The 25,566-nt window shown below is 59.2% G+C and carries 22 protein-coding genes and 1 tRNA gene; 12 read left to right on the plus strand and 11 right to left on the minus strand.

Annotated elements, in window-relative coordinates:
- The first annotated feature begins 198 nt into the window (after positions 1-198).
- The 4 genes from NY78_RS17625 (at position 199) to NY78_RS17640 (ending at position 3,648) form a co-directional block, all read left to right on the plus strand.
- Positions 199-372 carry a hypothetical protein gene (locus NY78_RS17625; RefSeq protein WP_156180975.1) on the plus strand — a complete coding sequence of 58 codons (174 nt, stop codon included), beginning with the start codon at positions 199-201 and terminating at the stop codon, positions 370-372.
- 25 nt (positions 373-397) lie between these two features.
- Entirely contained in the window at positions 398-1,351 is a 954-nt protein-coding gene (locus NY78_RS17630) for a magnesium transporter CorA family protein (protein WP_043638875.1), read from the plus strand.
- Between the two features lie 368 nt (positions 1,352-1,719).
- The gene (locus NY78_RS17635) at positions 1,720-2,229 is read left to right on the plus strand and encodes a pyridoxamine 5'-phosphate oxidase family protein (RefSeq protein ID WP_043638878.1); all 510 of its coding nucleotides are present in this window, start codon (positions 1,720-1,722) and stop codon (positions 2,227-2,229) included.
- Between the two features lie 45 nt (positions 2,230-2,274).
- Positions 2,275-3,648, plus strand: a complete 1,374-nt coding sequence (locus tag NY78_RS17640) for an L-serine ammonia-lyase (RefSeq protein ID WP_043638880.1) — start codon at positions 2,275-2,277, stop codon at positions 3,646-3,648.
- A 298-nt stretch (positions 3,649-3,946) separates the two neighbouring features.
- On the opposite strand, the gene NY78_RS17645 is transcribed toward NY78_RS17640, so the two are convergent.
- Positions 3,947-5,320 (minus strand): YdgA family protein, encoded by a 1,374-nt coding sequence (locus NY78_RS17645; protein ID WP_043638883.1) that lies wholly within the window; start codon positions 5,318-5,320, stop codon positions 3,947-3,949.
- 417 nt (positions 5,321-5,737) lie between these two features.
- Here NY78_RS17645 and NY78_RS17650 point away from each other — a divergent pair, with 417 nt between their 5' ends.
- Positions 5,738-6,037: an RNA recognition motif domain-containing protein gene (locus NY78_RS17650; protein WP_043638886.1), complete on the plus strand. Its 300-nt coding sequence runs from the start codon at positions 5,738-5,740 to the stop codon at positions 6,035-6,037.
- A 293-nt stretch (positions 6,038-6,330) separates the two neighbouring features.
- On the opposite strand, the gene NY78_RS17655 is transcribed toward NY78_RS17650, so the two are convergent.
- Both NY78_RS17655 and NY78_RS17660 read right to left on the minus strand, forming a co-directional pair.
- The gene (locus NY78_RS17655; protein WP_043638890.1) at positions 6,331-8,511 is read right to left on the minus strand and encodes a glutamine synthetase III family protein; all 2,181 of its coding nucleotides are present in this window, start codon (positions 8,509-8,511) and stop codon (positions 6,331-6,333) included.
- Positions 8,512-8,889: 378 nt separating this feature from the next.
- The gene (locus NY78_RS17660) at positions 8,890-9,189 is read right to left on the minus strand and encodes a MerR family transcriptional regulator (RefSeq protein WP_043638893.1); all 300 of its coding nucleotides are present in this window, start codon (positions 9,187-9,189) and stop codon (positions 8,890-8,892) included.
- Between the two features lie 228 nt (positions 9,190-9,417).
- Between NY78_RS17660 and NY78_RS17665 the strand changes: the two genes are divergently transcribed.
- A complete protein-coding gene (locus NY78_RS17665) occupies positions 9,418-10,239 on the plus strand; it encodes an alpha/beta fold hydrolase (RefSeq protein ID WP_043638894.1) in 822 nt (273 codons plus the stop codon).
- A gap of 113 nt (positions 10,240-10,352) precedes the next feature.
- On the opposite strand, the gene NY78_RS17670 is transcribed toward NY78_RS17665, so the two are convergent.
- On the minus strand, positions 10,353-10,844 hold the full coding sequence (locus NY78_RS17670; RefSeq protein ID WP_053062259.1) for a Spy/CpxP family protein refolding chaperone: 492 nt from the start codon (positions 10,842-10,844) through the stop codon (positions 10,353-10,355).
- A 369-nt stretch (positions 10,845-11,213) separates the two neighbouring features.
- Between NY78_RS17670 and NY78_RS17675 the strand changes: the two genes are divergently transcribed.
- From NY78_RS17675 to NY78_RS17690, 4 genes are all read left to right on the plus strand, one after another.
- Entirely contained in the window at positions 11,214-11,519 is a 306-nt protein-coding gene (locus NY78_RS17675) for a cysteine rich repeat-containing protein (RefSeq protein WP_043638900.1), read from the plus strand.
- A 113-nt stretch (positions 11,520-11,632) separates the two neighbouring features.
- Complete coding sequence (locus NY78_RS17680; protein ID WP_043638982.1) at positions 11,633-12,280, plus strand: sigma-70 family RNA polymerase sigma factor; 648 nt, start codon at positions 11,633-11,635, stop codon at positions 12,278-12,280.
- Positions 12,277-12,738 (plus strand): hypothetical protein, encoded by a 462-nt coding sequence (locus NY78_RS17685; protein WP_043638903.1) that lies wholly within the window; start codon positions 12,277-12,279, stop codon positions 12,736-12,738. The genes NY78_RS17680 and NY78_RS17685 overlap by 4 nt, the downstream gene beginning before the upstream one ends.
- A gap of 9 nt (positions 12,739-12,747) precedes the next feature.
- Positions 12,748-13,221 carry a periplasmic heavy metal sensor gene (locus NY78_RS17690; RefSeq protein WP_043638906.1) on the plus strand — a complete coding sequence of 158 codons (474 nt, stop codon included), beginning with the start codon at positions 12,748-12,750 and terminating at the stop codon, positions 13,219-13,221.
- 222 nt (positions 13,222-13,443) lie between these two features.
- Here NY78_RS17690 and pheT read toward each other — a convergent pair whose 3' ends face one another.
- From pheT to NY78_RS17725, 7 genes are all read right to left on the minus strand, one after another.
- Entirely contained in the window at positions 13,444-15,849 is a 2,406-nt protein-coding gene (gene pheT / locus NY78_RS17695; protein WP_043638909.1) for a phenylalanine--tRNA ligase subunit beta, read from the minus strand.
- Positions 15,850-16,004: 155 nt separating this feature from the next.
- Positions 16,005-17,048 (minus strand): phenylalanine--tRNA ligase subunit alpha, encoded by a 1,044-nt coding sequence (gene pheS, locus NY78_RS17700; RefSeq protein ID WP_043638912.1) that lies wholly within the window; start codon positions 17,046-17,048, stop codon positions 16,005-16,007.
- The gene (gene rplT / locus NY78_RS17705) at positions 17,049-17,402 is read right to left on the minus strand and encodes a 50S ribosomal protein L20 (RefSeq protein ID WP_043638915.1); all 354 of its coding nucleotides are present in this window, start codon (positions 17,400-17,402) and stop codon (positions 17,049-17,051) included. It abuts the gene before it with no gap.
- 40 nt (positions 17,403-17,442) lie between these two features.
- Positions 17,443-17,640, minus strand: a complete 198-nt coding sequence (gene rpmI, locus NY78_RS17710; protein WP_043638918.1) for a 50S ribosomal protein L35 — start codon at positions 17,638-17,640, stop codon at positions 17,443-17,445.
- A gap of 28 nt (positions 17,641-17,668) precedes the next feature.
- Positions 17,669-18,211, minus strand: coding sequence for a translation initiation factor IF-3 (gene infC / locus NY78_RS17715; protein ID WP_043638985.1), 543 nt, complete (start codon positions 18,209-18,211; stop codon positions 17,669-17,671).
- Positions 18,192-20,135, minus strand: coding sequence for a threonine--tRNA ligase (thrS, locus tag NY78_RS17720; RefSeq protein WP_043638921.1), 1,944 nt, complete (start codon positions 20,133-20,135; stop codon positions 18,192-18,194). The genes infC and thrS overlap by 20 nt, the downstream gene beginning before the upstream one ends.
- A 69-nt stretch (positions 20,136-20,204) precedes the next feature.
- Positions 20,205-20,279, minus strand: a tRNA-Val gene (locus NY78_RS17725).
- A gap of 444 nt (positions 20,280-20,723) precedes the next feature.
- Here NY78_RS17725 and NY78_RS23920 point away from each other — a divergent pair.
- On the plus strand, positions 20,724-22,301 hold the full coding sequence (locus NY78_RS23920; RefSeq protein WP_082140084.1) for a diguanylate cyclase: 1,578 nt from the start codon (positions 20,724-20,726) through the stop codon (positions 22,299-22,301).
- Positions 22,302-22,860: 559 nt separating this feature from the next.
- On the plus strand, positions 22,861-24,999 hold the full coding sequence (locus NY78_RS23925; RefSeq protein WP_082140085.1) for a methyl-accepting chemotaxis protein: 2,139 nt from the start codon (positions 22,861-22,863) through the stop codon (positions 24,997-24,999).
- Positions 25,000-25,566: the final 567 nt, after the last annotated feature.

Here is a 25,566-nt window from a genome sequence, read left to right on the forward strand (position 1 = left end):
CGGGGCTGGCGTTGTCGCCCGGGCCGCCGTGACGGCGGCAGTAACTGCCGCCGTGGTTGTCCCAAACCGAGAAAAGGACAATACAGGACCTTCGGGACAAGCACGGTGCTCGGCGCCCGACAGTACACCGGGTCTGCCATTTTTCTTCTTACGCGATGTCCTGAGCAAAGGCCATGCTATTTGGAAGATATTATTCTCATGTCAAGCAGCATCACGGAGATCATCCAGAAGATCCTGCGCGATGTGGGCAAACCGGCCAAGGCCCTGGCCGGGGAACGGGACAAGCCCTCCGTCGCCAGGGGACAAATCTTCACAGGATCGTTACCTTCGGGTGTCATGATCCTCCCCGTCACGACCGCCCGGAATCATTAACGCCAAGAGTGGAACCCCCTACGACATGATTACCATCCACAAAAACGAAAACACCGCGGCAAACGGCCCAGAAACTCCCAGCCGCTACACCTGGATCAATCTGGTCGATCCCCGGCCCGAGGAAATCGAGCGGGCCTTGGCCCTTGGCTTCCTGGGCGGGGAATTTATCGAACACGCCCTGGATCAGCACGAATGCCCCCGCATTGAATTTGACGACGAGTGCACCATCGTGGTCATCCGCGCCCCCTACATCGAAACGCGCCAGGGCGAGGAGCGACGCTCCACCGTGCCCATCGGCATCATCCTGGCCCGGTCGGTCGTCACCACCATCTGCCGGGTCAACGACGCCGCCATCCAAAGCCGGCTGCACACCTGCGTCCAGCCCGCCTGCCTGTTCCGGATCGAGCAGCAACTCTGCCAGATATTCAAGGAAATTTCCTTGCTGTTCATGCGCTATCTCAAGGAGATTTCCGCCGAAATCCAGGAACTGGAGCACGATCTGGCCGATACCCGGTCCAACGAAGACCTGAAGCTGCTGCTCAACCTGCAAAAAACCGTCACCTATTTCCACTCGGCCCTTAAAACCAATGACTTCATTATCGACCGGATCATGCGCAAGGGCCTGAGCCTTGGCACGGGGACCAAACTGTCTTTTACCGAAGACGAAATCGACGGCCTGGACTACGCCCTGACGGAAACGCGCCAGGGCATCTACATGTCCAAGATTTTTACGGAAGTCCTGACCTCCATCGCCAATGTCTACTCCTCCATCATCTCCAACAGCGTCAACCAGATCATGAAGGTCCTGACCTCGCTCACCGTCATCATCATGATCCCCACCTTCATCACCAGTTTCTACGGCATGAACATCGAACTACCCTTCCAGCACGACGCCACCGCCATCTCCATCGTCTCCGGCATCGGCGTCATCACCACAGCCGGCATCATCCTCATCATGAAGCTGCGAAAAATTCTCTAAGGAGAGAGGGAGAGAAGAGGCCTCCGGCGGCCGAGGGGGATAATCCCCCCCGGACCCCCTTGATGGGAGGAGTTGTTTAAGGGATTTGGGGGGGGTGGCCGGCAATCCGGCGGGCTGTGGACCGGGACGACTGCAGCAGGCCCCGGACAGGAACCACCGGTGCTCCGGCGGCCAAAGGCGGCGTACTTTGGAAAGCCGCCTGTTTTGGAGGCCCCTTGGTGTCGACGAGGGCATTCGTCTGGGATAGTCTGCGTCCTGAACGAACCTTGAGGGAATGCCCATGAAGCGATTGAGCGGCGTCATCTGCGGCCCCCGCCGGCTTGAAGTCCTGCGGGAGATCCCGGAGGCGGAAACCCAGCTGGTTGGCCATGGAGCCTGAGGCCGTCGAAGCGGCCGTGCGTCGGCTGTTGGCCGAGGTGACGACCATGACCCTGGCCACCGTGCAGGCCGGCGTCCCCTGGGCCACCACGGTCTATTTCGCCCCGGACGGCTTCAATCTGGTCTTTCTGTCGTCGCCGGGTTCCAGACATTGCCGCAATCTCGCCGCCAATGCGGCCTGCGCTGCGGCGCTCTCGCCCGAAGTCTCCTCCTGGCGCGACATCCTGGGCCTGCAAATGGAAGGCCGGGCCGAACTGGTTGCCGGTCTGGCGGCCAAGGCCCGGGCCATGGCCGCCTATTTCGCCAAGTTCCCCTTTGTCAAAGACCTGCTGACGGCCCCGGGCGAGACGGCGTCGCGCATGGGCCGGGTCTCGGCCCATGTGTTTCGCCCGACGACCATTCGCTACATCGACAACGGACCGGGATTCGGCACACACTTTATCCTTCGCCTGGATGCGGGCCGGTTGATCGGACTGCCGCAGCGGGAAGACGGAGACTGAGGCAGACCGCGTATCGGACGCAGCCAACAGCCCCAAGGAGTCTTCGTGCCAGCCATCGACCTGAGTCTTTTTGATCTGTTCAAAATAGGCCCCGGCCCGTCCAGTTCCCACACCATCGGCCCCATGAAGGCCGGCTGCGATTTCCGCCGGCTTGTAAAGGCCCTGCCGGCCGAAACCCTGGGCCGGGCCGAACGCCTGGAAATCGTGCTCTACGGCAGCCTCTCGGCCACCGGGCATGGGCACGGCACCGACCGGGCCGTCCTGGCCGGACTGCTCGGCCAGACCCCGGAACACTGCCCGCCGGCCTTTCTCGACGAACTGGCCCGCACCCCGGAGCAAAGACGTCCCCTGGGCCTTGGCCCGGACAGCCTGACCCTTGGCGCTGCTGATGTGGTATTCGGGCCGCTGGCCCATGCCTTCCCCAGCAACAACACCCTGGTCATCCGCCTTTTGGGGGCTGCGGACACGCCAAATCCCCTGGCCGAGCGGGAATACGCTTCGGTTGGCGGCGGCTTTCTCCACTATGCCGGACAACCGGCCGCCGCCCGCGGCGCGCCGGCCCACAGCTACGAAACCATGGCCGGGCTGCGCCGCCTCGTTGGCCGCACAGGCCTCGAGCTGCCCGAAATCATGCTGGAAAATGAGATGGCCATCACCGGTGTCAGCGAAACGGCCGTTTGGGCCGGACTCGACGCCGTGCTTGGGGCCATGGACGCGGCCGTTACGGCCGGCCTGGCGGCCGAGGGCCTGCTGCCGGGACCGCTTGGCCTTTCGCGCAAGGCCGGACGCATTTACAAACGCAGCCTGTCCAAACGCCAGCCCCACGAAAACGCCCTGGCCCTGCTGTGTGCCTTCGCCTTTGCCGCGGCCGAGGAGAATGCCGCCGGGCATGTCATCGTCACCGCGCCGACCTGCGGTTCGGCCGGCATCATTCCGGCCACGGCCCGGTTCCTGCGCGAGCGGCAAAACGTGCCCGAGCAGTCCATCCGGGAGGGCCTCCTGGCTGCGGCGGCCGTGGGTTTTCTGGCCAAGCACAACGCCACCATTGCCGGGGCCGAAGGCGGCTGCCAGGCCGAAATCGGCGTGGCCTCGGCCATGGCGGCGGCCATGCTGGCCCAGGCGGCCGGCTATGGCCTGCATGTGGTGGAAAATGCCGCCGAGACGGCCCTTGAGCACCACCTGGGCATGACTTGCGATCCGGTCGGCGGCTTTGTCCAGATTCCCTGCATCGAGCGCAACGCCATGGGCGCGGTCAAGGCCTACACCGCCTATCTCATTGCCGCGGCCGAAACCCCGGACCACCACAAGGTCGGCCTCGATCAGGCCATCGAAGCCATGGAGGCCACCGGGCGGGACATGCACTGCAAATACAAGGAGACGGCCCAGGGCGGACTGGCCGTCAGCGTTCCCAATTGCTAGCGCCGCCAGTGCGGAGAGGGAGGGGAAAAGAATGCCTCCGGCGGCCGGGAGGGGGTAACCCCCTCCCGGACCCACCTTATCGCTTTCCCCCTAGCGAGGGTCCTGGGACTACTCTCCGACGGAACACCGGTGGTTCCCGTCAAAGGCAAGCCCCAGCTGTCACGGTCCGCAGCCGACCGGCTTGCCAATCAGTCCCAAGAACCCCTTGAAAAACTTCTCCAAGTGCAGGGGTCCGGGGGGATCATCCCCCCGCCGCCGGAGGCCTCTTCATCCTTCCCCCCTGCACACTGCCAGCCGATCAGGGCATGGCGGGATTGAGCGGTTTGCCGTTGACGGTCAGCGTCTTGCCGTCCCAGGCCACTGCCGCGCTTAAGCCATCCTTGTCGCGTACGACATAGCCCTGGGCCGCCAGTCCGGCCACGGCCGCTTCGACCATCGGCTGGGCAGAAGCGCCGGCCAGGGCGGGATTGCTTTTCCCGGCTGCGGCCGCCAGATCCATAATCGCCGCCAGGGACGTCTTGAGGCTGGCCACAGCCGTCAACCGGGCCAGGGCGGCCGGCACCGTTTCGGGCAGAGCACCGGAGCCGGCAGCGGTCACCGAGGCCGTGGCCTCGACCGGACCCGAAGGCAGGCCCAGCAGGAAACGGTCAAGGGCCAGACGCGGCCCCCTGGAGGCTATGGCCGCACCATGACGGCGCAGCAGGTCTCCGTAGGCCTGTACCATCTCCTGCGGCGACATCTTTTGCAGATTGAGGCGGCGAAATTCGCTGGCAGCGGTATCCAGGGCGGCGGCATCGAGATTTTTCAGAGAAACCGCCATATCCAGCGAGACCTTGGCCAACCCGGGCAGCATCAAAGATTGGCACTGTGTGGTCATCGCACTGTCCAGCGCCCCATTCTGCACATCGGTTTGGGCCGTTATGGCCAGCTGGTTCAGGGCGAAGGAGTTCTCCGCCGCAACGCTGTTGGTCAGCTTGAGGCCGGCCAGGGACAGCCGGCTCGTCCCGACATAGAGATTCAGGCCGACCCGTTTGGCGTTGCTGGTCAGGGAAAATCCTTGCAGGGACAGGACCATGGTTTTGTCGCTCAGACCGGCATCGGGGGCGTCCAGAGCCATGTCTATGACGCCCAGATCAGCCGTCATGTCCAGGCGGCCGGTGACGGCCTTCCAGTGTACGTCCAGGGCAGTGCCGTCTTTCTGGGTAATGGCGCGGGTGACCGGCGGGACGGCAAAACGGGTGTTGCTGTCGCCGGAAAAGGCAAACACCGTGCGCAGACTGGTCTGTTGCAGTTCGGGAATGGCCTTTTGGATGTTCCCCCAGGTGGTTTGCGCCTCCGCAGGCAGGGCCAGGCGCAGGTCCATGACGGCCAGGGCCGGGCGCAGGCTGCCGGCCGCAAAGGGAATGGGACCATGGGCCACCACGCCCACGACCTCAAAGGGCGGCAAGGCCGAACCGGGGTCGAGACCGGGGGCGAGCCGCACCTCGTAGCGATAGGTGGAGGAAAACACGCCCTGCTTTTTCTCCAGCAGGGTGATCGGTATGCCGTACTGGGCCTCGAGCAGACTGCGCTGGGCTTCCAGAACGCCGTCGAGACGCGTGCCCAGCCAATACGAAGAGGCCGGGATGCCCAGAGCGAGGATGAGCAACAGACCCAACACAATTTTTTTCACGGCTTTCTCCTTGGTCCGTCGACGCCGGCTGCATGTTTTGGCCGACCACGACGCGGGGTTTGCAATTTCCCCGCTTTTACATGTCTCCCGGGCATCGGGCAATCCCGGGGAGGACTGCTTCCCGGCCGGTCCCGGCGGGATACTGGCGGGCCTGGAAATCGCAACGGCCCGCCGATAATTTTTTTAAAAACGCACGGTTTTTTGCAACGATCTAACAACATACTGTTTTAATTTAATAATTTATTTCATACCACCTGCTGGACCTGGAATAATAAGTGTTGCATATTTTTTCCATCACGGTAATGTGCCTCATTCCTAACAACGTGCATGATGACCTTCGCCCATTGGACATTAAGCGAAAGTTCAATCCCAACGACGAAATCAGCCCATGCCAAATACCGGAGCCATAGCTTAGCCATGTCGAAGAAACTGTACGTCGGCAACCTGTCCTTCTCTTCCACCGAAAACGACATCCGTGACCATTTTTCCGCCTACGGCGAAGTGTTGAGCGTCAATCTCATCACCGACCGTGAAACCGGGCGCCTGCGCGGGTTCGGTTTCGTCGAAATGGACGACGCTGGCGCTGCCGCTGCCATCCAGAACCTGGACGGCAAAGAGCTCGGCGGCCGCAGCCTGAAGGTCAACGAAGCCCAGGACAAGCCCCGCTCCGGTGGCGGCGGCGGCGGCAAGGGCGGCTACGGCGGCGGTCGCTGGTAGTCTGCACAGTCCGGCGTTTTTTTGCCGGACATGATGTCTTGGGAATGTCCTTCCCGACGGCATCGACATTCGCCTGAAAGGGCCGGAACGAAAGTTCCGGCCCTTTTACATTTCCGGACAGGCCAGCCACTCGCCGCCCGTGTCCAGGCGGCTCAACCGACCGTCAGGATGCCGTTGCCGAGCGCTCCAAACGGCCCTCTGCCCCCACCCTCTTCGCGCCCGACAACCGCCTGGACGCAAAAAAAGGGCCGCCCCAAACGGAGCGGCCCTTGTCCAATCCCGGGATCGGAGACTTAGCGGATAAACAGCATTTCCTGGTAGCTCGGCAGCGACCACAGGTCGTCGGCCACCACGGCTTCCAGGGCGTCGGCAACGGCACGGATCTCGTTCATGGCCGGCAGGATGGTGCAGCACATGTGCTTGGCTTCGGCCAGGGTGCCGTCAGCGCTGTGCTCCATGAGCTTTTCCAACTCGGCGGTCTTGGCCTGGATGTCGCGCAGCTTGGTCGTCACGCACTCCAGGGTGTCCATCTTGTAGTCATGGCCGATGGCCTTGAGGTTGGCGCAGGTGGCGGCCAGCTCGCCCTGGTAGCGCTCGGCGGCCGGGAAGATGATGGTCTTGGCCATGCGCACAACCAGATTGGCTTCGGTCTGAATGGTCTTGACGTACTGTTCGAGGTAGATTTCCTCGCGGGACTTGAGCTCGGCTTCGCTGAAGACGCCGTAGGTGGTAAACAGCTTGACGACCTCGGGGCTGGAGAGCACCGGCAGGGCGTCAGGCGTGGTCTTGAGGTTGGGCAGGCCGCGCTTGGCCGCCTCGGCATGCCATTCCTCGGAGTAGCCGTCGCCGTTAAAGACAACTGCGCCGTGCTCCTTGATGATCTCCTGGATGACGGACTGGACAGCGGCGTTGAGTTTGGCCGGGTCGCCGGCGGTAGCGGCTTCGAGCTTGGTGGCAATGTAGTCCAGGGATTCGGCCATCATGGCGTTCAAGGCCACCTGGGAGCCGGCGATGGACTGGCTGGAGCCGACGGCGCGGAACTCGAAGCGGTTGCCGGTGAAGGCAAAGGGGCTGGTGCGGTTGCGGTCGCCCGGATCCATGGGCAGCGGCGGCAGGGTGTCGACGCCGATGCTCATGATGCCTTTCTGCTTGGAGCCTTCGACCTTGCCCTTCTTGATCTGCTCGAAGACATCGGTGAGCTGCTCGCCGAGGTAGATGGACATGATGGCCGGCGGGGCCTCGTTGGCGCCCAGGCGATGGTCGTTGGACGGCGTGGCCACCGTGGCGCGCAACAGCGGGCCGAACTTATGCACGGCGCGGATGGCGGCGGCGCAGAACACCAGGAACTGGGCGTTGTCGTGCGGGGTTTCGCCCGGATCGTAGAGGCTGCCCAGTTCGGCGTTGCCGATGGAGTAGTTGAGGTGCTTGCCCGAGCCATTGATGCCGGCGAAGGGCTTTTCGTGCAGCAGGCAGATCATGCCATAGCGTTTGGCCACGGTGCGAAGCACGGTCATGACCATCTGGTTGTGGTCGGTGGCCAGGTTGCCGGTCTCGAAGATCGGGGCGATTTCGAACTGGCTGGGGGCCACTTCGTTGTGGCGGGTCTTGACCGGCACGCCGAGCTTGTACAGTTCGCGCTCGACTTCCATCATGAAGGACAGGACGCGGCGGGGAATGACGCCGAAGTACTGGTCTTCAAATTCCTGGCCCTTGGCCGACTTGGCCCCAAACAAGGTGCGTCCGGCAATGAGCAGGTCCGGGCGGGCAAAGACAAAATTGCGGTCGATCAGGAAGTACTCCTGCTCGGGACCGGCAAAGGAGCCGACCGGCAGCTTGGTCTCGACGCCAAAAAGGCTCAGCACCCGTTTGGCCTGCTTGTTGAGCGCCTGGGTGGAACGCAGAAGCGGGGTTTTTTTGTCCAGGGCCTCGCCGGTCCAGGACACGAAGGCCGTCGGGATGCACAGGAAAATGCCGTTGGGATTTTCCAGGATATAGGCCGGGCTGGTCACGTCCCAGGCGGTGTAGCCGCGGGCTTCGAAGGTGGAACGCAGGCCGCCGGACGGGAAGCTCGAGGCATCGGGTTCGCCCTGGATGAGCATCTTGCCCGAGAACTCGGCCACAGCGCCGCCCTTGCCGTCGGGAACCAGGAAGGAGTCGTGCTTCTCGGCAGTCATGCCGGTGAGCGGGTAGAACACGTGGGTGAAGTGGGTGGCCCCACGTTCGATGGCCCAATCCTTCATGGTGTTGGCCACGGTGTCGGCAATGGAGGCATCAAGCTTTTCGCCAAGCTCGATGGTCTTTTTAAGCGACTTGTAAACATGCTTGGGCAACCGCTCGCGCATGACCTTGTCGTTGAAGACATTGCAGCCAAACATTTCGGTCGGCTTGGTCTCGCTGAAATTCAGGGGGGCATGAGCCGGCTTGTAATTGATGATCGCCGAGATCGCGTCCAAACGAGCCTTGATTCCGCTCATAGGGTCCTCTTGCATTTGTGTTGAACAGGTTACACGCCAAGGCCCCGCGCCAGGCTTGCCCGCCCGTGGCCGCGCCCATTTTCCGGCGCGCCCGGGGTCGAATACGGCATTGTTGCGTCGCGGCGACCCGTTGCCGACCGGGACGATTCCCTCGTCCTTCGCCCTGGCCGGCCTTGAAAAATTCCGCCTCTCGCCACGCGCCCGGTTTCTCTCCACCCGTGCGCGCGCGAACTAGCAATAATGTAAAACTACCCCCCCGTCCAGAGTCAATACGGCCCCGGGACAGGCTTCCAGGCCGCCCGGCCAGGGGCGCAGCCGCCGAACCGGACCGGAACACTGGCAAAATGCCAAACGACTTTTTTGTCGAAGCAGCGCCGCCTAGACGTCGAGCATGCGACGGATCGCCGTCAGTTCCTCGTAAACCTGCCGCAAGACTCCGGCGTCGCGTCCAGAGTCGGCCAGCCGCCGCCGCGCCCCGTCGATGGTCAGCTTTTCCTCATAGAGGAGCGTCTTTATGGTGTTGACCAGGGCGAGGTGCTCTTTCGTGTAGGCTCGCTGGCCTTTTTGGGTGCGCACCGGGACCAGTTGGGGGAATTCGGTTTCCCAATAGCGCAGCACAAAGGGTTTGAGTCCCGTCAGACTGGCGATCTCGCCGATCTTATAGGTCTTTTGCAGCATATCCACCCTTTTTGCGCCAAGCCGGACGCCGGGTCAAGTGCCGTCCGGGAGAGAAATCTTCCAAGATTCTCTTCCCGTCGTAACCAGGAACGCCTATCTTCTGGACGGTCGGGCCTCGTTCCCGGCCCCGGCCCGCCCGGACAGGACCTACACGCCGGGTGGTCTGATCCACCCAAACGCCGGTCGATCCCGCAAGGGACCAGCCACAAACCTCAAGGAGATGCGACCATGGCGACCATTACCACCAAAGACGGTTCGACCTTATACTATAATGACTGGGGCTCCGGCCAACCCGTGGTTTTCAGCCATGGCTGGCCGCTTTGCGCCGATGCCTTCGAGGACCAGATGTTCTTCCTGGCCTCCCACGGCTTCCGGGTCATCGCCCACGACCGCCGGGGGCATGGCCGGTCCAGCCAGCCTTGGCAGGGCAACGATCTTGACGCCTATGCCGACGATCTGGCCGAACTGACCACGGCCCTTGAGCTCAAAGACGCCGTGCACGTCGGCCATTCCACCGGCGGCGGCGAAGTGGTGCGCTACATCGGCCGCCACGGCACAGGCCGGGTGGCCAAGGTCGTGCTCATCGGCGCGATCCCGCCGCTGATGCTCAAGACCCCGGCCAATCCGGGCGGCCTGCCCATCGAGGTTTTCGACGGCATCCGGGCCGGGGTGCAAAAGGACCGCTCCCAGTTCTTCAAGGATCTGACCCTGCCCTTTTACGGCTACAACCGCCCCGGAGCCGCGATATCCGAGGGGGTGCGCCAGGCCTTCTGGCGGCAGGGCATGATGGCCGGGTTCCCGGCCGCCTACTTCTGCATCAAGGCCTTTTCGGAAACCGACCTGACCGAGGACTTAAAGAAGATTGACGTGCCCACCCTCTTCCTGCACGGCGACGACGACCAGATTGTGCCCATCGACGCCTCGGCCCGGGCGGCCGTGAAGCTGGTCAAAAACGCGACCCTCAAGGAATACCCGGGCGGCGCGCACGGCATCTGCACCACCCAAAAGGATATGGTCAACGCCGATCTCCTGGCCTTTTTACAGGCATAAGCCCACCCCGCAGCCCCCAAAAAAAGCCCCGGCGCACAGGCGTCGGGGCTTTGGCGGTTTCCTGGGACGGCTTCGCGCACAGGAGCATCGGCCGGCTCAACCATGCCCGCCCGTTACGACAGATTCCCCACAATCCAGGCATCGAGTTGCTCTTGGCGCTCCAGCCGCCGGGCCTCAATCTTCTCCCGCAGCGCCTCGCGCAGGGTGTCGCGCTTGGCCCGCTGCTCCGGGGTCAGCACAGCGTCAACGGCCGCCTTGACCCGCCCGCGCATCACGGCCAGCTCGATAGCCGCCTCCGCAACCGTCCTGGCCCCGGCCCGGACCGCCGCCTCGTCGCCAGGGGTCTTGGCCATGGTCGCGCCCAGGGCCTGCGCGGCCGCTTTGACGGTTCCCCGCAAGGCCCGCATGGCTTCCCGGTTGGCCTTGAGGATGCCCGCCACGTCCCGCTTCTGGGCGGGGCTGAGGTTGAGCGCGTCAAGCATTCGCACCAGGCCCGGCCCCTCTTCGGCCGGGGCGCCGCCGCCCGTGGCGCCGGACCAGGCCGTCCCGCCCAAGAGCAGCAGCCCGCACAGGGCCGCCGCCAGAATCAGTTGTCGCCGCATCATGGTTCCTCACTTGCTTGTTGGGGTTGTCGCGCCCCGGCCGGACAGCAGTCCGCCCTAGGCGCGCCGGACGGTCGGCAAGCCGTGACCGTCCCTTTGGCCATGATACGGGGCCAAGCGCGTTTCCCCCCGGTCAGGGATCCCTCCGGGCCGTCTTCCCGGTGCGGGCAACAGCCTCTCCCCGCGTCAGCAAAGCGGCATCCCTGCCGCCAAGCCGCGTCCTGCGCCAACCGGCAACCAGCCGCCCCATCCGGCTGTCATTTCCAGACCACAGCAATAAAAAAAGCGGGGGGTTGGCCGCTCCCGCCCGTATCATCAGGCAAACGCCGCCCACAAGCGGCCAACGACAACACCCCAAGCGAGGACCCGACCATGCCGTTCGTTTTCACCCCCTTGGCCCTGCCGCGCCTGTCCAAACCCCTGGCCGTCGCCCTGGCTGCCGTCTGCCTGTTGGCCGTTGCCGTCCCGGCCCCGGCCCAGCAGCCGGCCGGGGCGTCCGGCCAGTCCCTCAAAGAGGCCTGCAAGGGCGATTACAAGACGTTTTGCTCTGGCGTGCAGCCCGGCGGCGGCCGCATCGTCGCCTGCCTCAAACAGAACGCCGACAAGGTCTCGGCCGGTTGCAAGCAGGCCTTGACGGCAGCCCGGTCGGCGAAGCAGGCTCAGGGAGCCGGTCAGTAGGACAACGCCTAACCGCGCCGGCTGCCTGCACGGCGCGGCGCGACACGACCGGAAAGGGGCCACGCCGGCACGTCCCGGCCTGCCCCGCAACCGTGACCCACCGGACGGAAACCGTGGAGAAATGCTGGCCCTTTGGCGGATGGCTGCCGCTTCCCCGTCGCCTGACCGGGCGCAGCTCCGACGCCGCGCCGCCAGCCCGGGACTACGCCGCAGCCGGCGACGACCTCCTGGCGGCCTGGTCCGGAGCCGGCGACCGCCAGGCCTTTGACGCCATTGTCCTGCGACATGGAGCCTTTGCCCTGCGGGTGGCGGCGCGCCTGACCCGCGATCCGGCAACCGCCGAGGACGTGGCCCAGGAGGCTTTCCTGCGCGCCTGGGGGGCCATTGGCCGCTTTGACCCGCAGCGTGCCCGGCTGACCACCTGGCTTTACCGCATCGTGGCCAACTTAAGCCGCGACACTGTGCGCCGCGCCCGGCCCGAGCCCCTGCCCGAAGGCTTTGATCCGGTCGATCCGGCCGCTGGCGCGGAAGAGCGCATCGCCGCCGGCCAGCAGGCCCGGGCCATGGCCGCCGCCCTGACCGAACTGCCGGACAGGCAGCGGGCGGCCTTGGCCCTGGTCTACGAAGAAGGCCTGTCCGGGGCCGAAGCAGCCAAGGCCCTCGGGGTTACGGCCAAGGCCGTGGAACGGCTGCTCGCCCGGGGCCGCGAATTTTTGCGCAAACGGCTGGTCGATCCGGCCGCCAAAGGAGGCCCGCCATGATGTCCTTGTCGCGCTTTGCCGCCCTGGCCGCCAGCTACGGCGGCGATATCGGCCGCTGGCCCGAAGCATTCCGGGACGACGGGCGCAGGCTCGCCGCCGCCTCGCCCGAGGCAGGCAGGCTGCTCGACCAGGCCGCCCGGCTCGATGCGGTCCTGCTTGACGCCGGCCGGCGCGAGGCTGAAACGCTGTTGTCTGCCGGGGCTGCAGACGCGGCCCTGGCGCGGCTGCGGCGAAACATCGCCGCCCACATTGCTGCAACCCAACCGAAACGGCTGAGGCGGCCGGCCCGGCTGACCGACTGGCTTCCTGTTCCGCCGCGCTTGGCAGGGCTGGCCACGGTCGGAAGCGTTGCCGTCATGGCCGGGCTCCTCGTTGGCGCGCTGACCGTGTCCCAACCCGACGGCGATGCCCTGCTCGCCCTCATGCAGCCCGTGCCTCTTGCCCTCTTCACCGAATAGCGAGGCCGTATGGATGCCACAGCCAACCCCAAACGCGACTGGCGGCGCATTGTCCTGCCCTGCTCGCTGCTCCTGAACCTGTTCCTGGTTGCGGTCATCGGCGGCCGGCTGCTCTACGGCCGGGCCGAACGCCTGGATGGGACCGGCATGCTCTCACGCCTTCAGGCCCGGGCCGAGGCCGTGCTGCCGTCGGCAGAGGCCCAGGCCTTCAAGGCGGTCATCACCCGCGATTTGCCTCGCTTTTCCCCAACCTGGCAACAGGTTGGCGCGACCAGAGCCGAACTCGCGCGCCAGGTGGCGGCCGACCCCTACGACAAAATCGCTACCGGCCGGGCGCTTGGGGCCTGGATAACCGCCTGGGACGGCTTTGCCGCCGAGTTCGGCAATACCCTGGTCGACGCCCTGGCCCAGGTTTCCCCCGAAGGCCGCCGCAAACTCATCGCCGGGCGATTGGGCAAACTGCCCAAGGAGCAGGAACAGTAAGAAATACGGGACAAGAGTGGGTAGAAAAAGATGAGCGCTCCGACGGCCAAAGGCTCCGCCCCTCAAAAAAGTTCAGGGGACGGCGTTGCGGCGACGATAAGCGGGAAGAAGAAATTCCACCGGTCAGGCAAAGGCCGCCCGGAGGAAGCTTGACGGCCAGCCGCCTGCCCCGCTTCGAAGCGGGGCAGGCGGCTGGCCGTTTAAAAGGACGCAGGCCAGGGGCTACGGCCGGGTCACCGGCAACGCGGCCAGCACAGCGGCCACCAGCCCCTCATGGACCTTGTCCACTTCCTTGTCCTTGAGGGTTTTTTCACCGTGCCGGTAGGTCAGGCGGAAAGTCAGCCGCTGCCCGTCCTCTCCTTCCGGCTTGTAGGCGTCAAGAAGCAGGACATCCTCGAAAATGGGCGTTTTGGCCGCCGCCACCGCGTCCAAAATGGCCCCGACCGTCACGCCGGCCGGCACGGCCAGGGTGACGTCGCGGCGCACCGGCGGGAACCCGGGCAGGGTCGTAAAGCCCCGGGCCACGCCTCCGGCCAGAACGCGCAGCAAATCGAGGTCAAGCTCGGCCAGCCACAGCGGATGGCGGGCATGATAAGCGTCGGCCACTTCCGGCGTCACCTGGCCAATGAGGCCAAGCGGCTTGCCGGCAACCGTCACCGTCACCTGCGGGGCCAGCCAGGGCAGGGCGTCGTCGCGGCTAAACACCGCCGCCGGCAATTTGAAGTGGGCGAGAAGCGCTTCGACCATCCCCTTGATGTCGGCATACCCGGCCGTCTCGTCCTTGGGCCAGGGCCAGCCTTCGGGGTGGCGCAGGCCGTGAAGGACAAGGCCCAGGCGTCCGGCCTCCCGGGCCGTGGATTCGGCCTCGGGGTCGGCGGTAAAGATGCGGGCCACCTCAAACAGACGCAGGTTGGCGTTGCCCTGGGCCAGATTGTGGCGCACCGTGCCCAGAAGGCCCGGGGCCAGCATGGGCCGCATGACGTTCTGGTCTTCGGACAGCGGGTTGGCCACCGACACCCGGCAGGCGGCGTCCAGGCACAGGATGTCCAGATCGCTGTGGCCGACAAAGCTGTAGTTGACGGCTTCGCGCAGGCCCAAACCCACGGCAAAGGCCCGCACCCTGGCCCAGAAGCCGAATTCCGACTCGGCCGGCACGTCGTCCAGGGCCTTGGCCACCCGAGGCAGGCGCGGGGCAATGCGGTCAAGTCCGTAGACCCGCCCCACTTCTTCGATCAGATCGGCCTCGCGTTCGAGATCGAGACGATAGGACGGCGGGGTCACGGCCATGGCCCCGGAAGGATCGGTGTCGGTCAGGACGCAGCCCAGGCCGGTCAGGGTCTTGCGGCAAAAGTCCTCGGACATGGACTCGCCAAGAAGCATCGTGGCCCGGGCCGGGCGAAACCCGATGCCGCGGGGCGTATAGGGATGGGGTTCGGCCGCCGCCACGCCGGGCAGGACCGTGCCGCCGGCGGTTTCGAGCATGAGCGCCACGGCCCGGTTCATGGCATAGACCGAACCGACCTGATCCACGCCGCGCTCGAAGCGGTACGAGGCTTCGCTTGGCAGGGCCAGACGGCGGGCGGTCTTGCGGATGGCGCCGGGCCGGAACACGGCGCACTCCAGCAGCACCTCGGTGCTGCCGGCCTCCATCTCGCTGTTGGCCCCGCCCATGACGCCGGCCAGGGCCACCGGCTTTTCGGCGTCGCAAATGAGCAGGTCGCGGTTGGTCAGCAGGCGCTCCTGGCCGTCGAGGGTGACGATCTTCTCGCCGTCCTTGGCCAGACGCACCCCGACCACATTGCCGGCCAGCTTTTGCCGGTCAAAGGCGTGCAGGGGCTGGCCCAGTTCAAAAAGCACGTAGTTGGTGGCGTCGACGATATTGGAAATGGGGCGTTGGCCGATGGCCAAAAGCCGCCAGCGGATGCGGTCCGGCGAAGGGCCGACCGTCACGCCGGTTAAGAGCTTGGCCCGGTAAACCGGACACTGGTCCGGGTCCTCGATGGCAATGGCCATCTTCCCGCCGGCGTCGTCCCCGGCTTCGGGATAGGCCACCGCCGGCAGGGTGAGCGGCAGGTCAAAAGCCATGGCCGTTTCCCGGGCAATGCCCAAGACGGACAGGCAATCGGCCCGGTTGGGCGTAATGGAGACGTCGAGCACGCAGGTGTCCAGGGAAAGGGCTTCAGGCAGGGGCGTTCCAACCATGCAGGACTCGGGCAGGACCATGATGCCCGGGCTTTTCTCCTCGGCCAGTTCCAATTCGGACTCGGAACAGATCATGCCCTGGGATTCCTGGCCGCGAATCTTGCTTTTTTTGATGGTGAGTCCGCCAGGAAGGGTGACGCCGACCGTGGCCACGGGCACGAGCTGCCCGGCCGCGACGTTGGCCGCGCCGCAGACGATGGGCAGCGGCTCCGGGCCGCCGACATCGACGGTGCAGCACGACAAATGGTCGGAATCGGGATGGGCCTCGCGGGTGAGCACGCGACCAACCACCACGCCCATGATGGCCTCGAAGGGATTTTTGATCTCTTCGATTTCAAGGCCGAGCATGGTCAGGCGATCGGCCAATTCCTGGGCCGTGCCTTGGTAAGGAGTCAATTCGCGAAGCCAGGACAGACTGAGCAGCATGATGATATGCCTCCGGCGGCCGGGGAGGGAACCCCTTTTTGCAAAAAGGGGTTCCCTCCCCGGACCCTGCCTTCCCCAAAACCTTTTGCGGCATAGCGTGGAGACAGGCGAAGGCGGAACCGGAGGAACCCCGACGTATCAGGGACAAACCCCGATTAAAATTGACTCAGAAACCGGACGTCGTTTTCAAAAAACATCCGCAAATCGCCGATGCCGTACTTGAGCATGGCGACGCGCTCGACGCCCATGCCAAAGGCAAAGCCGGTGTAGCGCTCGGTGTCGTAGCCCACGGCGTCGAAGACATTGGGGTCCACCATGCCGCAGCCCAGGATCTCGACAAAGCCCGTGCCCTTGCACACCCGGCACGGTCCGGCCGCAGTCGAGCCCTTGCCGCCGCACATGACGCAGGAGATATCGACTTCGGCGCTCGGCTCAGTGAACGGGAAAAAGCTCGGCCGAAAGCGCACGTTGGTGGAGGGTCCGAAGATGCGGCGCACGAAGGCGGTCAGCGTGCCGCGCAGATCGGCCATGGACACGCCTTCATCCACGAGCAACCCCTCGATCTGGTGGAACATCGGGGTGTGGGTGATGTCGGAGTCGCGGCGATAGACCTTGCCCGGAGCGATGACCGCAACCGGCGGCTTCTGGGCCAGCATGGTGCGGATCTGCAGCGGCGAGGTATGGGTGCGAAGGACCACCGAATCGGAAATATAGAGCGTATCCTGCATGTCCCGGGCCGGATGCTCCGGGGGCATGTTGAGCGCTTCGAAGTTGTAGTAGTCGGTTTCGATCTCAGGCCCGGTCACGATGGTAAAGCCGAGCTCTTCAAGGGCTTTGCAGATTTCGGCCGTGACCAGGGTGACCGGATGGAGGCTCCCGGCAAAGGGGGCCAGTCCGGGCACGGTGGGGTCGAAATCAGCCAGAGCCGCGTCCATGGCGGCCCGGTTGAGCGACGCCAGACGGCCGTCGTAGAGGGCGGTCAGGCGCTCCTTGACGGTATTGGCGGCTTTGCCGGCCTCGCGCCGGGCATCGGGTTCAAGCGACGGCAGCCGGGCCATGATGGCGGCCAGCTGGCCCTTGCGGCCGAGATACTCGACCCGGGCGGCCTCAAGCTCTTCAAGAGCCAAGGCCCGGTCGAGCCGTGCAGCGCACGACTCGACCAGGCCTTCGAGCTCGGCAACGAGCGAAAGTCCGGACACTTAGTTCACCTTGGATTTAACCAGCTCCGCCAGCTTAACGAAGCTGTCCTTTTCACGAACTGCCATATCGGCCAGGACCTTGCGGTCGAGTTCGATGCCGGCCAGGGTCAGGCCGTGCATGAACACGCTGTAGGACATGCCGTTTTCGCGGGCGGCGGCGTTGATGCGCAGAATCCAGAGCTTGCGCATCTGGCGCTTGCGCTGCTTGCGGTCGCGGTAGGCATAGACCAACGAACGTTCGGCAACCTCGCGGGCGGTTTCGTACAGCTTGCTGCGAGCCCCGACGTAACCTTTGGCCATTTTAAGAAATTTCTTGTGCCGTTTATGGGCGGCTTGTCCCCTTTTCACGCGCATGTATCTGCTCCTTCAAGCATGAATGCCTGACCCTTGCGGGCTAGGCGTAAGGCAAAAGGCGGCTGACGGCCTTGACGTTGGCGGAATCGACCAGAGCGCCCTGCCCCAGACGGCGGCTGCGCTTGGCGTTTTTCTTGGTCAGGATATGGCGCAGGTTCTGGCGACGCCGGGTGAACTTGCCGGAACCTGTTTTGCCGAAGCGTTTGGCAGCGCTGCGGTTGGTCTTCATCTTGGGCATGACGGACTCCTTCAGTGACGCGCAAGCCTTAAGCAGGCGCGATGGGTTTCTTGACTTGGGGGGCCAGCAGCATGGTCATCATGCGCCCTTCAGTACGGGGCTCCTGCTCCACCTTGGCCAGCTCGCCAAGATCGACCACCACCCGGGCCAGGATGACCTGTCCCCGGTCCTTATGCACGATTTCGCGTCCACGAAAAAACACCGTGACCTTGCAGCGGTCCCCGTCCTCAAGAAAACGACGGATATGCTTGAGCTTGGTCTGGTAATCGTGCTCGTCGGTTTTGGGCCGAACCTTAATTTCCTTCAGCTGAACCGTGGTTGCTTTCTTTCGGGCTTCCTGCACCTTTTTTTGCTGCTGGTACTTGAAGCGGCCGAAATCCATGATCCGGCAGACAGGCGGCTCGGCATTGGGCGCGACCTCTACGAGGTCCAGGCCCTTTTCCTGGGCCATGCGCAACGCCTCACTGGTAAGGATAATCCCTACCTGCGAGCCGTCGTCGGCAATTACCCGCACCTCGCGGGCGCGGATCCGGTGATTACACCGAGGATCACTACTGGGAGCAGAAGTTATAGCGCATTCCTCCACGCTTGAAGGGTTCTTGGCAATCGGCCGTGATCAGCAGCACTACTTCGTCCAGGGTCTTGACGCCAAGATTTTCCCCGGAACGCAGCCGCACGTTCAGGCCGCCGAGTTCCTTTTCCTTGTCCCCTGCCACGAGCATGTAGGGGATCTTCTCGACCTGGGCCTCGCGAACCTTGAAGCCCAGTTTCTCGTTACGATCATCAAGTTCTGCCCGGATGCCGGCATCCTTGAGCCTGGCCAACGCCTGCTCGGCAAATTCTTTCTGGGCATCCGTCACGATCAGGATGCGGGCCTGCACCGGGGCAAGCCAGGTGGGCAAGGCCCCGGCCGTGTGCTCAATGAGCACGCCGAGGAAACGCTCCACTGCGCCCAAGATGACCCGATGCAACATGACCGGCCGTTTTCGCTCCCCATCAGCATCCGTATACACAAGGTCGAAGCGTTCCGGCAAGGTGAAGTCGCACTGGATGGTGGCGCACTGCCACCGGCGATCTAAAGCATCCTTGAGCTTTATGTCAATCTTTGGTCCGTAAAAGGCTCCGTCGCCCTCGTTGACTTCATAGGGCAGGCCGATGGACTCCATGGCGTCGACCAGGGCCTTGGTGGCGCGTTCCCAGTCCGCGTCAGCGCCGATGGACTTTTCCGGACGGGTGGACAGCTCAGCCTCAAAGTCGAAGCCGAACAGGCCGACGACATCCTGGACAAAACGCACCACGCCGGTGATCTCCTCCTGGAGTTGATCCGGGCGGCACAGGATATGGGCGTCGTCTTGGGTAAACTGGCGCACGCGCAGAAGTCCGTGGAGCACGCCGGATTTCTCATGGCGGTGCACCACGCCCAGCTCGAAATACCGCTGGGGCAGATCGCGGTAGCTGCGGATGCGCGACTTGTAAATGAGCATATGCGCCAAGCAGTTCATGGGCTTGATGCCGTAGGACTGCTCGTCGATCTCGGTGAAATACATGTTCTCGCGGTAATTGTCGTAGTGCCCCGAGCGTTCCCAGAGTTCGCGACGCAAAATCAGCGGCCCGCGCACCAGATCATAACCCCGGCGCAAGTGTTCGCGGCGTTCGAAATCTTCAAGGATCGTGCGCACCAGCTCGCCCTTGGGATGCCAGATGCACATGCCCGCGCCCACTTCCTCGGAAAAGCTGAACATGTCGAGCTGGGCGCCGAGCTTTCTGTGGTCGCGCTTCTTGGCTTCTTCCAGGTGGCGCAGGTAGGTCTTGAGGTCGGCTTCGGAGGCAAAGGCCGTGCCGTAAATACGCTGGAGCATGGGACGCTTTTCGTCGCCGCGCCAGTAGGCTCCGGCCACCGACAACAGCTTGACGGCCCGCACCATGCCGGTGGCCGGCACGTGTGGGCCGCGGCACAGGTCGGTAAACGCGCCGTGGCGATAGAGCGACACGATGTCCCCGACGATGTTCTCGTCCATGATCTCGAGCTTATAGCTCTCGCCCTGGGAGGCGAAAAGCGCCTTGGCGTCGGCCTTGGGCACATAGGTGCAGGCAAACTGGTGGTTGGCGGCAATGCTTTTGTGCATCTCCGCCTCAATGGCTTCGAGATCTTCGGGGGTAAACGGACGCTCGTACGCGAAATCGTAGTAGAAGCCGTTTTCAATCGACGGTCCGATCGTGACCTGGACCGAAGGAAAGAGCTTCTTGACCGCCTCGGCCATGATGTGGGCAGCCGAGTGGCGGATAACAGACAGGCCTTGGGGGGTATCGGCGGCAATGGCCGCGATTTCGTGGGCATCGTCCGGCAGGGGCGAAGCGAGATCGCGCGGCTGGCCATCTACAAGACAAGCCACCGTATTTTTCAGGCGTTTACCGGAAAGGACCCGGGCAAGAACCTGGCCGCAGGCTTCGCCAGCCGCCGCCTCCAGGGATTGATCCTCGATTGTGACCTGCACGTCGCCTTCTCCGGGGGCAGCCCCCCACGCATCTAAAAAAAGGGAGGCCGAAGCCTCCCTGTAGGTTCATGGTAGGAACGGGGAGATTTGAACTCCCGACCCCTTGCGTGTCAAGCAAGTGCTCTCCCCCTGAGCTACGCTCCTAAATTCAAATCAGGGAAGGGGATATCTATTCCAAACTCTTCCCGAAGTCAACCCTAAATTTTCCATTCCCCAGAAATTTTCGGGTACCAACCCGTTGGCGCTTGTTGGCTCGTCGTTGGTCGGAGGGGACTACACTCCCACGGGCTGGGAGGTCAAGAAATTTTTCGCGGGGAGATGGAGAAAATGTCATTGGGGAGAGACGTTGAATGTGAATAGTTAATTATTACAGTATGTTAAGCAATACCGTGCGCCTTCCAAGATAGCAGAAGCATGTTATTGGTGAATTCTAGCATATTGACTTTTTTGCTCAACAATATGTAGTATCAACGTAAGGAATTATTTTTATTTCTAACAAAAAGTGTGCTAAGCCCTTGAAGTTGAACCCCATTGATTTGGTCGTTTTGCTCCGACTTGTTATTTTCAAAACTGAAGAGGAAGGGCTCAATGCTTTCTACAATTCGCAGTAAATTCTATTGTTTTTATGCGCTAATTGCACTATTCTTAGTTTGCATCATGACTATCGTGCTTCAATCAAATCTAAAAACCATCTCCACGAATGAAATTCTACTTGAGGAATTTCGCTACATACGAAACTATTCAAGGCTAATTCATTTACTACAAAAAGAACGGGGACTCACAGCAAATTATTTCTCCAACAGAACGGCAGAGAATAAAGTCAACCTAGAAAATGCCCGTTCGAATACAGACGAGCAACTGGGAATATTTGCAAACACGCTTGATGCATCGGGCACTACATCTCGAATTACTCAGATTAGAAATCAAGCGGACCAGGGAAAGTCGGTGCCATCATCAACCACCAAAGAATATTCGCTGATTATTTATCGTTTGATACGCGCGCTCAGCTCAAACTCATTTATTGAAAACTTTCATCACACACCACAATATCTAATCGTAGAGAACTTAATTTCTACCAGGGAACACCTCGGAAAACTACGGGCATATATAACCACATTACTAAACAACAAAAGCGCTTCCGAACAAGACAGCCCTTACATCGACAGCGAAAACTCTTACTACTTAGCCGCCAAAGAAAACTTATTAAGCATTTTGAACCAAGAATACCCCGAAATTACTCAAGACATTACTCGATCAAACCATATAAAAAGTGCCGAAAACTTTATACAAATATACAGCGAGATAAAGGTGATAAATCTAAGCCCGAACGAATGGTTTAGACTTTCGACACAAGCCATGGACTACTACCTCTCCATCCAGAACAAGCTAAACTCATTAATTGAAGAAAAACTAACCCAGAATATTAAATCTTCGAAAACAACTGCGCTGGCAGCATCAACAACAACAATCTTAGCCATCACTCTTTCTTTCATATTCTTTGTCAAGTATTTGAATTTATTTTCATCTCGAATTTCAACGTTAAACATAAAAATGAAATCAATATTATCAACAAATAACTACCGAATCGAAATATACGACAAAAACGATGACGAAATTTCAGAAATTTCAAACTCACTGAACACCCTGCTAAAGTTTACAAACTCACTAATTGAAGAAAAAGATCGATTAGCCTCCAGGGACAAGCTTACAAACTTATACAACCGCCACAAATTCTCGGAATTGTTCGCCCTAGAACTTGAGCGATACAAGCGTCACGGCACCATTTTTTCTCTTTGTATTTTTGACATTGATTTTTTCAAAAAAATAAACGATATCTACGGCCATATGATAGGCGACGAAGTTCTTGTTAAATTGAGTTCAGAAATTTCCAAAAACATTAGAACCAACGACGTTTTTGCTCGATGGGGAGGCGAAGAATTTGTTTTACTGCTGCCCTCAACTACCATTCAATCGGCACTTATATTTGCTGAAAAAATACGAGAGATTGTAGAGAAAATTAGTTTCACAAGAAATTTCAATATCACTATAAGCATTGGCGCAACAGAAGTAACCCAAGCAGACACTCAGGATTCATTAATAATCCGGTCAGATGAAGCTCTGTATGAATCAAAAAAAACAGGCAGGAACAAAGTTACTTCAAAGTGATCAATGAAATTCACGCCCCAAATATTTGGACTACGTGGGCTTTCACTTTCCTTTACCAAGACTCTGGATCGAGGCAGACCTATAGTAGCCGCCGCTTAGATTGCCTGGACACTTTTATTCATCAAACCGGACATTTTCAGGGGCGATGGGTGACGGCATTACAAACTAAACAATCGCAGGATCCTGCCATCCGCCACCCTCGTTTCTGGTCCGCACTCATTGCGTGGCTTAAGAACTCCGTATTCTACCCATCAACAAAAAATTAATAGTTCCAGTAAACTGGATTTTTTAACAACCTACATTTTCGTAGCTTTTGTCTCAGCAATCAGCTGTCTGTCTATGGAAATCTGAGAACTGGTGGGTTCCTCCTCGGGCGCTCGTACTATCCAGGTGGGACTAAGGTATGCCAAACTCAACCTGTGTCAAATTAGACCTATAATTTCGAATTATTCAAAGCACTACCCTACTTGCCCTTGGACTAAGAAAGGTGTTAACGTCTTCCCAGACTAAGAGTATCTCGCTTAGCCAAAACATCACCGATTTAGAAGGATATAGTACCATGAAAATCTCCAGCAAACTAATCCTGCTGACGACGATTCCACTTATCGCATTTCTGGCGATCAGCATTCTTTACACCAAAATCAGCATCGACGAATCTAATATAGTAGACAAAATGTCAAAGAATACGCAACTATTTATTGCAACATCTGATTTAGTTCACGAACTACAGAAAGAACGTGGTCGAACCTCCATATATCTCTCCGGCGGTTCTCAAGACGATATGAATTCACAGAGGAAATTATCCGACAATCAAATCAAACCCGTAATTGATGCGCTTAAAACGGAAAACCTTACCCCACAAGTCAAAGAAGCCATTTCTCAAGCAGTCTCAAACATTGAAAAAGTACGAACTCAGGCGAATCAAAATTCACCAGCGAGAGAAGTTGTCGATGCATATGGGAAAATCATTGCAGATTTGATGACCAGCGAAACAGCTATCGCTAACTCCAAAACAACCCGAGGATTCGGAAAATCTTTGACGACCATCATCATACTAGAGACTGCAAAAGAGAATGCAGGAAAACTCCGTGCTACTGTTTCTGGTATCCTAACAGCTGACAAGCCTATCAACGAAGAGATGTTTACTCGTCTCATTACATTCAAATCCAACATCGATGCAAACCTTGAATCAAAAGCTCTTGTACTTGGAGCCCAAGCACACTCCCTTCTGGATGAAACCAGAAAATCGCAAGCGTGGCTGGACACAAACAAAGGATTCAACACAGTACTTGTAAAATCAAAAGAAGGGAATTTTGGGATAAACGGTAAAGATTTTTTCTCTACGATTACTCAAGTCATCGACTCCCTGAACTCTGTCCGTACAAAAGAAATGGCAACTATAGCGAAAAACCTCTCGACAATTCAAACCGAGATATCTTCATCACTCACAAAAGTTTATGTCGTCATCGGAACCACACTTATTTTATCACTTTTAATTGCATTTTTTGTAGCAAGATCGATCACAACACCGATCAACCATCTTATTCAGTATGCACAAAAAGTTTCCGGGGGAAATTTAGAAGCTGAAATCAACGAAAAGTTCACGCACGAACTTGGGAGCTTGAAATCTTCATTAAGCACCATGATTTCAAATTTAAAAACTAAAATTTCCGAGGCAGAAACAAACAGTAGAAAAGCTGAAGAAGAATCTTTACACGCGAAAATCGCCACGAAAGAAGCTGAAGAAGCAAAAGCACTTGCTGAACATGCAAAAGCTGAAGGCATGACTGCAGCGGCTAGTTCTATTGAAAGTGTCGTAGAAATTGTTAGCTCTGCATCAGAAGAGTTATCGGCACAGATAGAACAATCGACTCAAGGGGCTGAAATTCAGTCACAACGAGTAGCAGAAACTGCGACTGCCATGGAACAAATGAACGCTACGGTTATGGAAGTAGCGAAGAATGCTTCTCAGGCGGCAGAAACCGCAGACCAAGCTAAACATCAAGCACAAGATGGATCTACTGTGGTGACTGAAGTTGTCACAGGTATTGCTGAAGTAGAATCTACAGCTCTTGAATTGAAAAACGATATGACTTTACTTGGAAAACGAGCTCTAGAAATTGGGCAAGTTCTTAATGTTATTTCAGATATTGCTGACCAGACAAACCTTCTTGCCCTCAATGCAGCGATTGAAGCTGCTCGGGCAGGTGATGCAGGACGAGGATTTGCCGTAGTAGCTGATGAAGTTCGGAAATTGGCAGAGAAGACCATGACCGCGACGAAGGAAGTAGGCGATGCGATCAGGGGCATCCAGAACGAAGCCAATAAAAACATTGGAAACGTTGATTTAGCAGTAAAAAGGATCAGTTCGGTTACGATTCTAGCGACAAAAGCAGGTGATTCTCTCAATGAAATTGTCACGCTTGTTGATTTAACTACGGATCAAGTGCGGGCTATCGCAACAGCTTCCGAACAACAATCCGCAACTAGCGAAGAGATCAACCGAAGCATTGAAGACGTCAACAGGGTTTCCATGGAAACCTCCGATGGAATGAGACAATCGGCACAGGCAGTCGGTGAATTGGCCACTCAGGCCCAGGTCCTAAAGCGACTCATTGACGAGATGAAATCTGAGGGTAGTTCTGGTACTACTGCACTTACTGCTGGAAAGAAACCGTTTGCATTAGGGAGAGGGTAATTGAGAATAATTTTAACTATATCAGGCTACTGTCTGATCCGTTAGGGCATATCGTCCATAGAAACTTTAACTAAGACCAACTGGGGTGAACTTGCATTTTTCCAAAAGACATGTGTGAGTCACCCCACAACCCATACGATTGCTATGCCCTACAAAGACCTTAGAACTATCTCAGAAGGCATCCTAGGCGAATCGTCTTCAACAACCTTCGAAAAGAAAGTTCTACTCGTCATGTATTATTCCGAGCTATTAGCTCTCAACTTCAAAGAAATTGATGCGATATTCCAAACAAATACTAGGGAACGCTTGTTCAACATATTCTACTTAGATGCTAGTTTTGTCGAACACGTCTACGTTCTTTTTTTAAATTCTGGAATAAACAACATCATGTCTGAAATTTTTGATAGGCTCATAAGAATTCAAGAGCTACTCCACCAAAGAAAACTTCTTAAATCTTGTAAAACCACGAAATTTGTCCAATAAGTGCTTTTCAGTCCAGTCAAAAACGAAGGAAATTTCGTATTTGGAAAAAGCATTCGATTACAGGTGGTTAACATTACTGAGCCG

Source organism: Desulfovibrio sp. TomC (assembly GCF_000801335.2).
Classification (GTDB): Bacteria; Desulfobacterota; Desulfovibrionia; order Desulfovibrionales; family Desulfovibrionaceae; genus Solidesulfovibrio.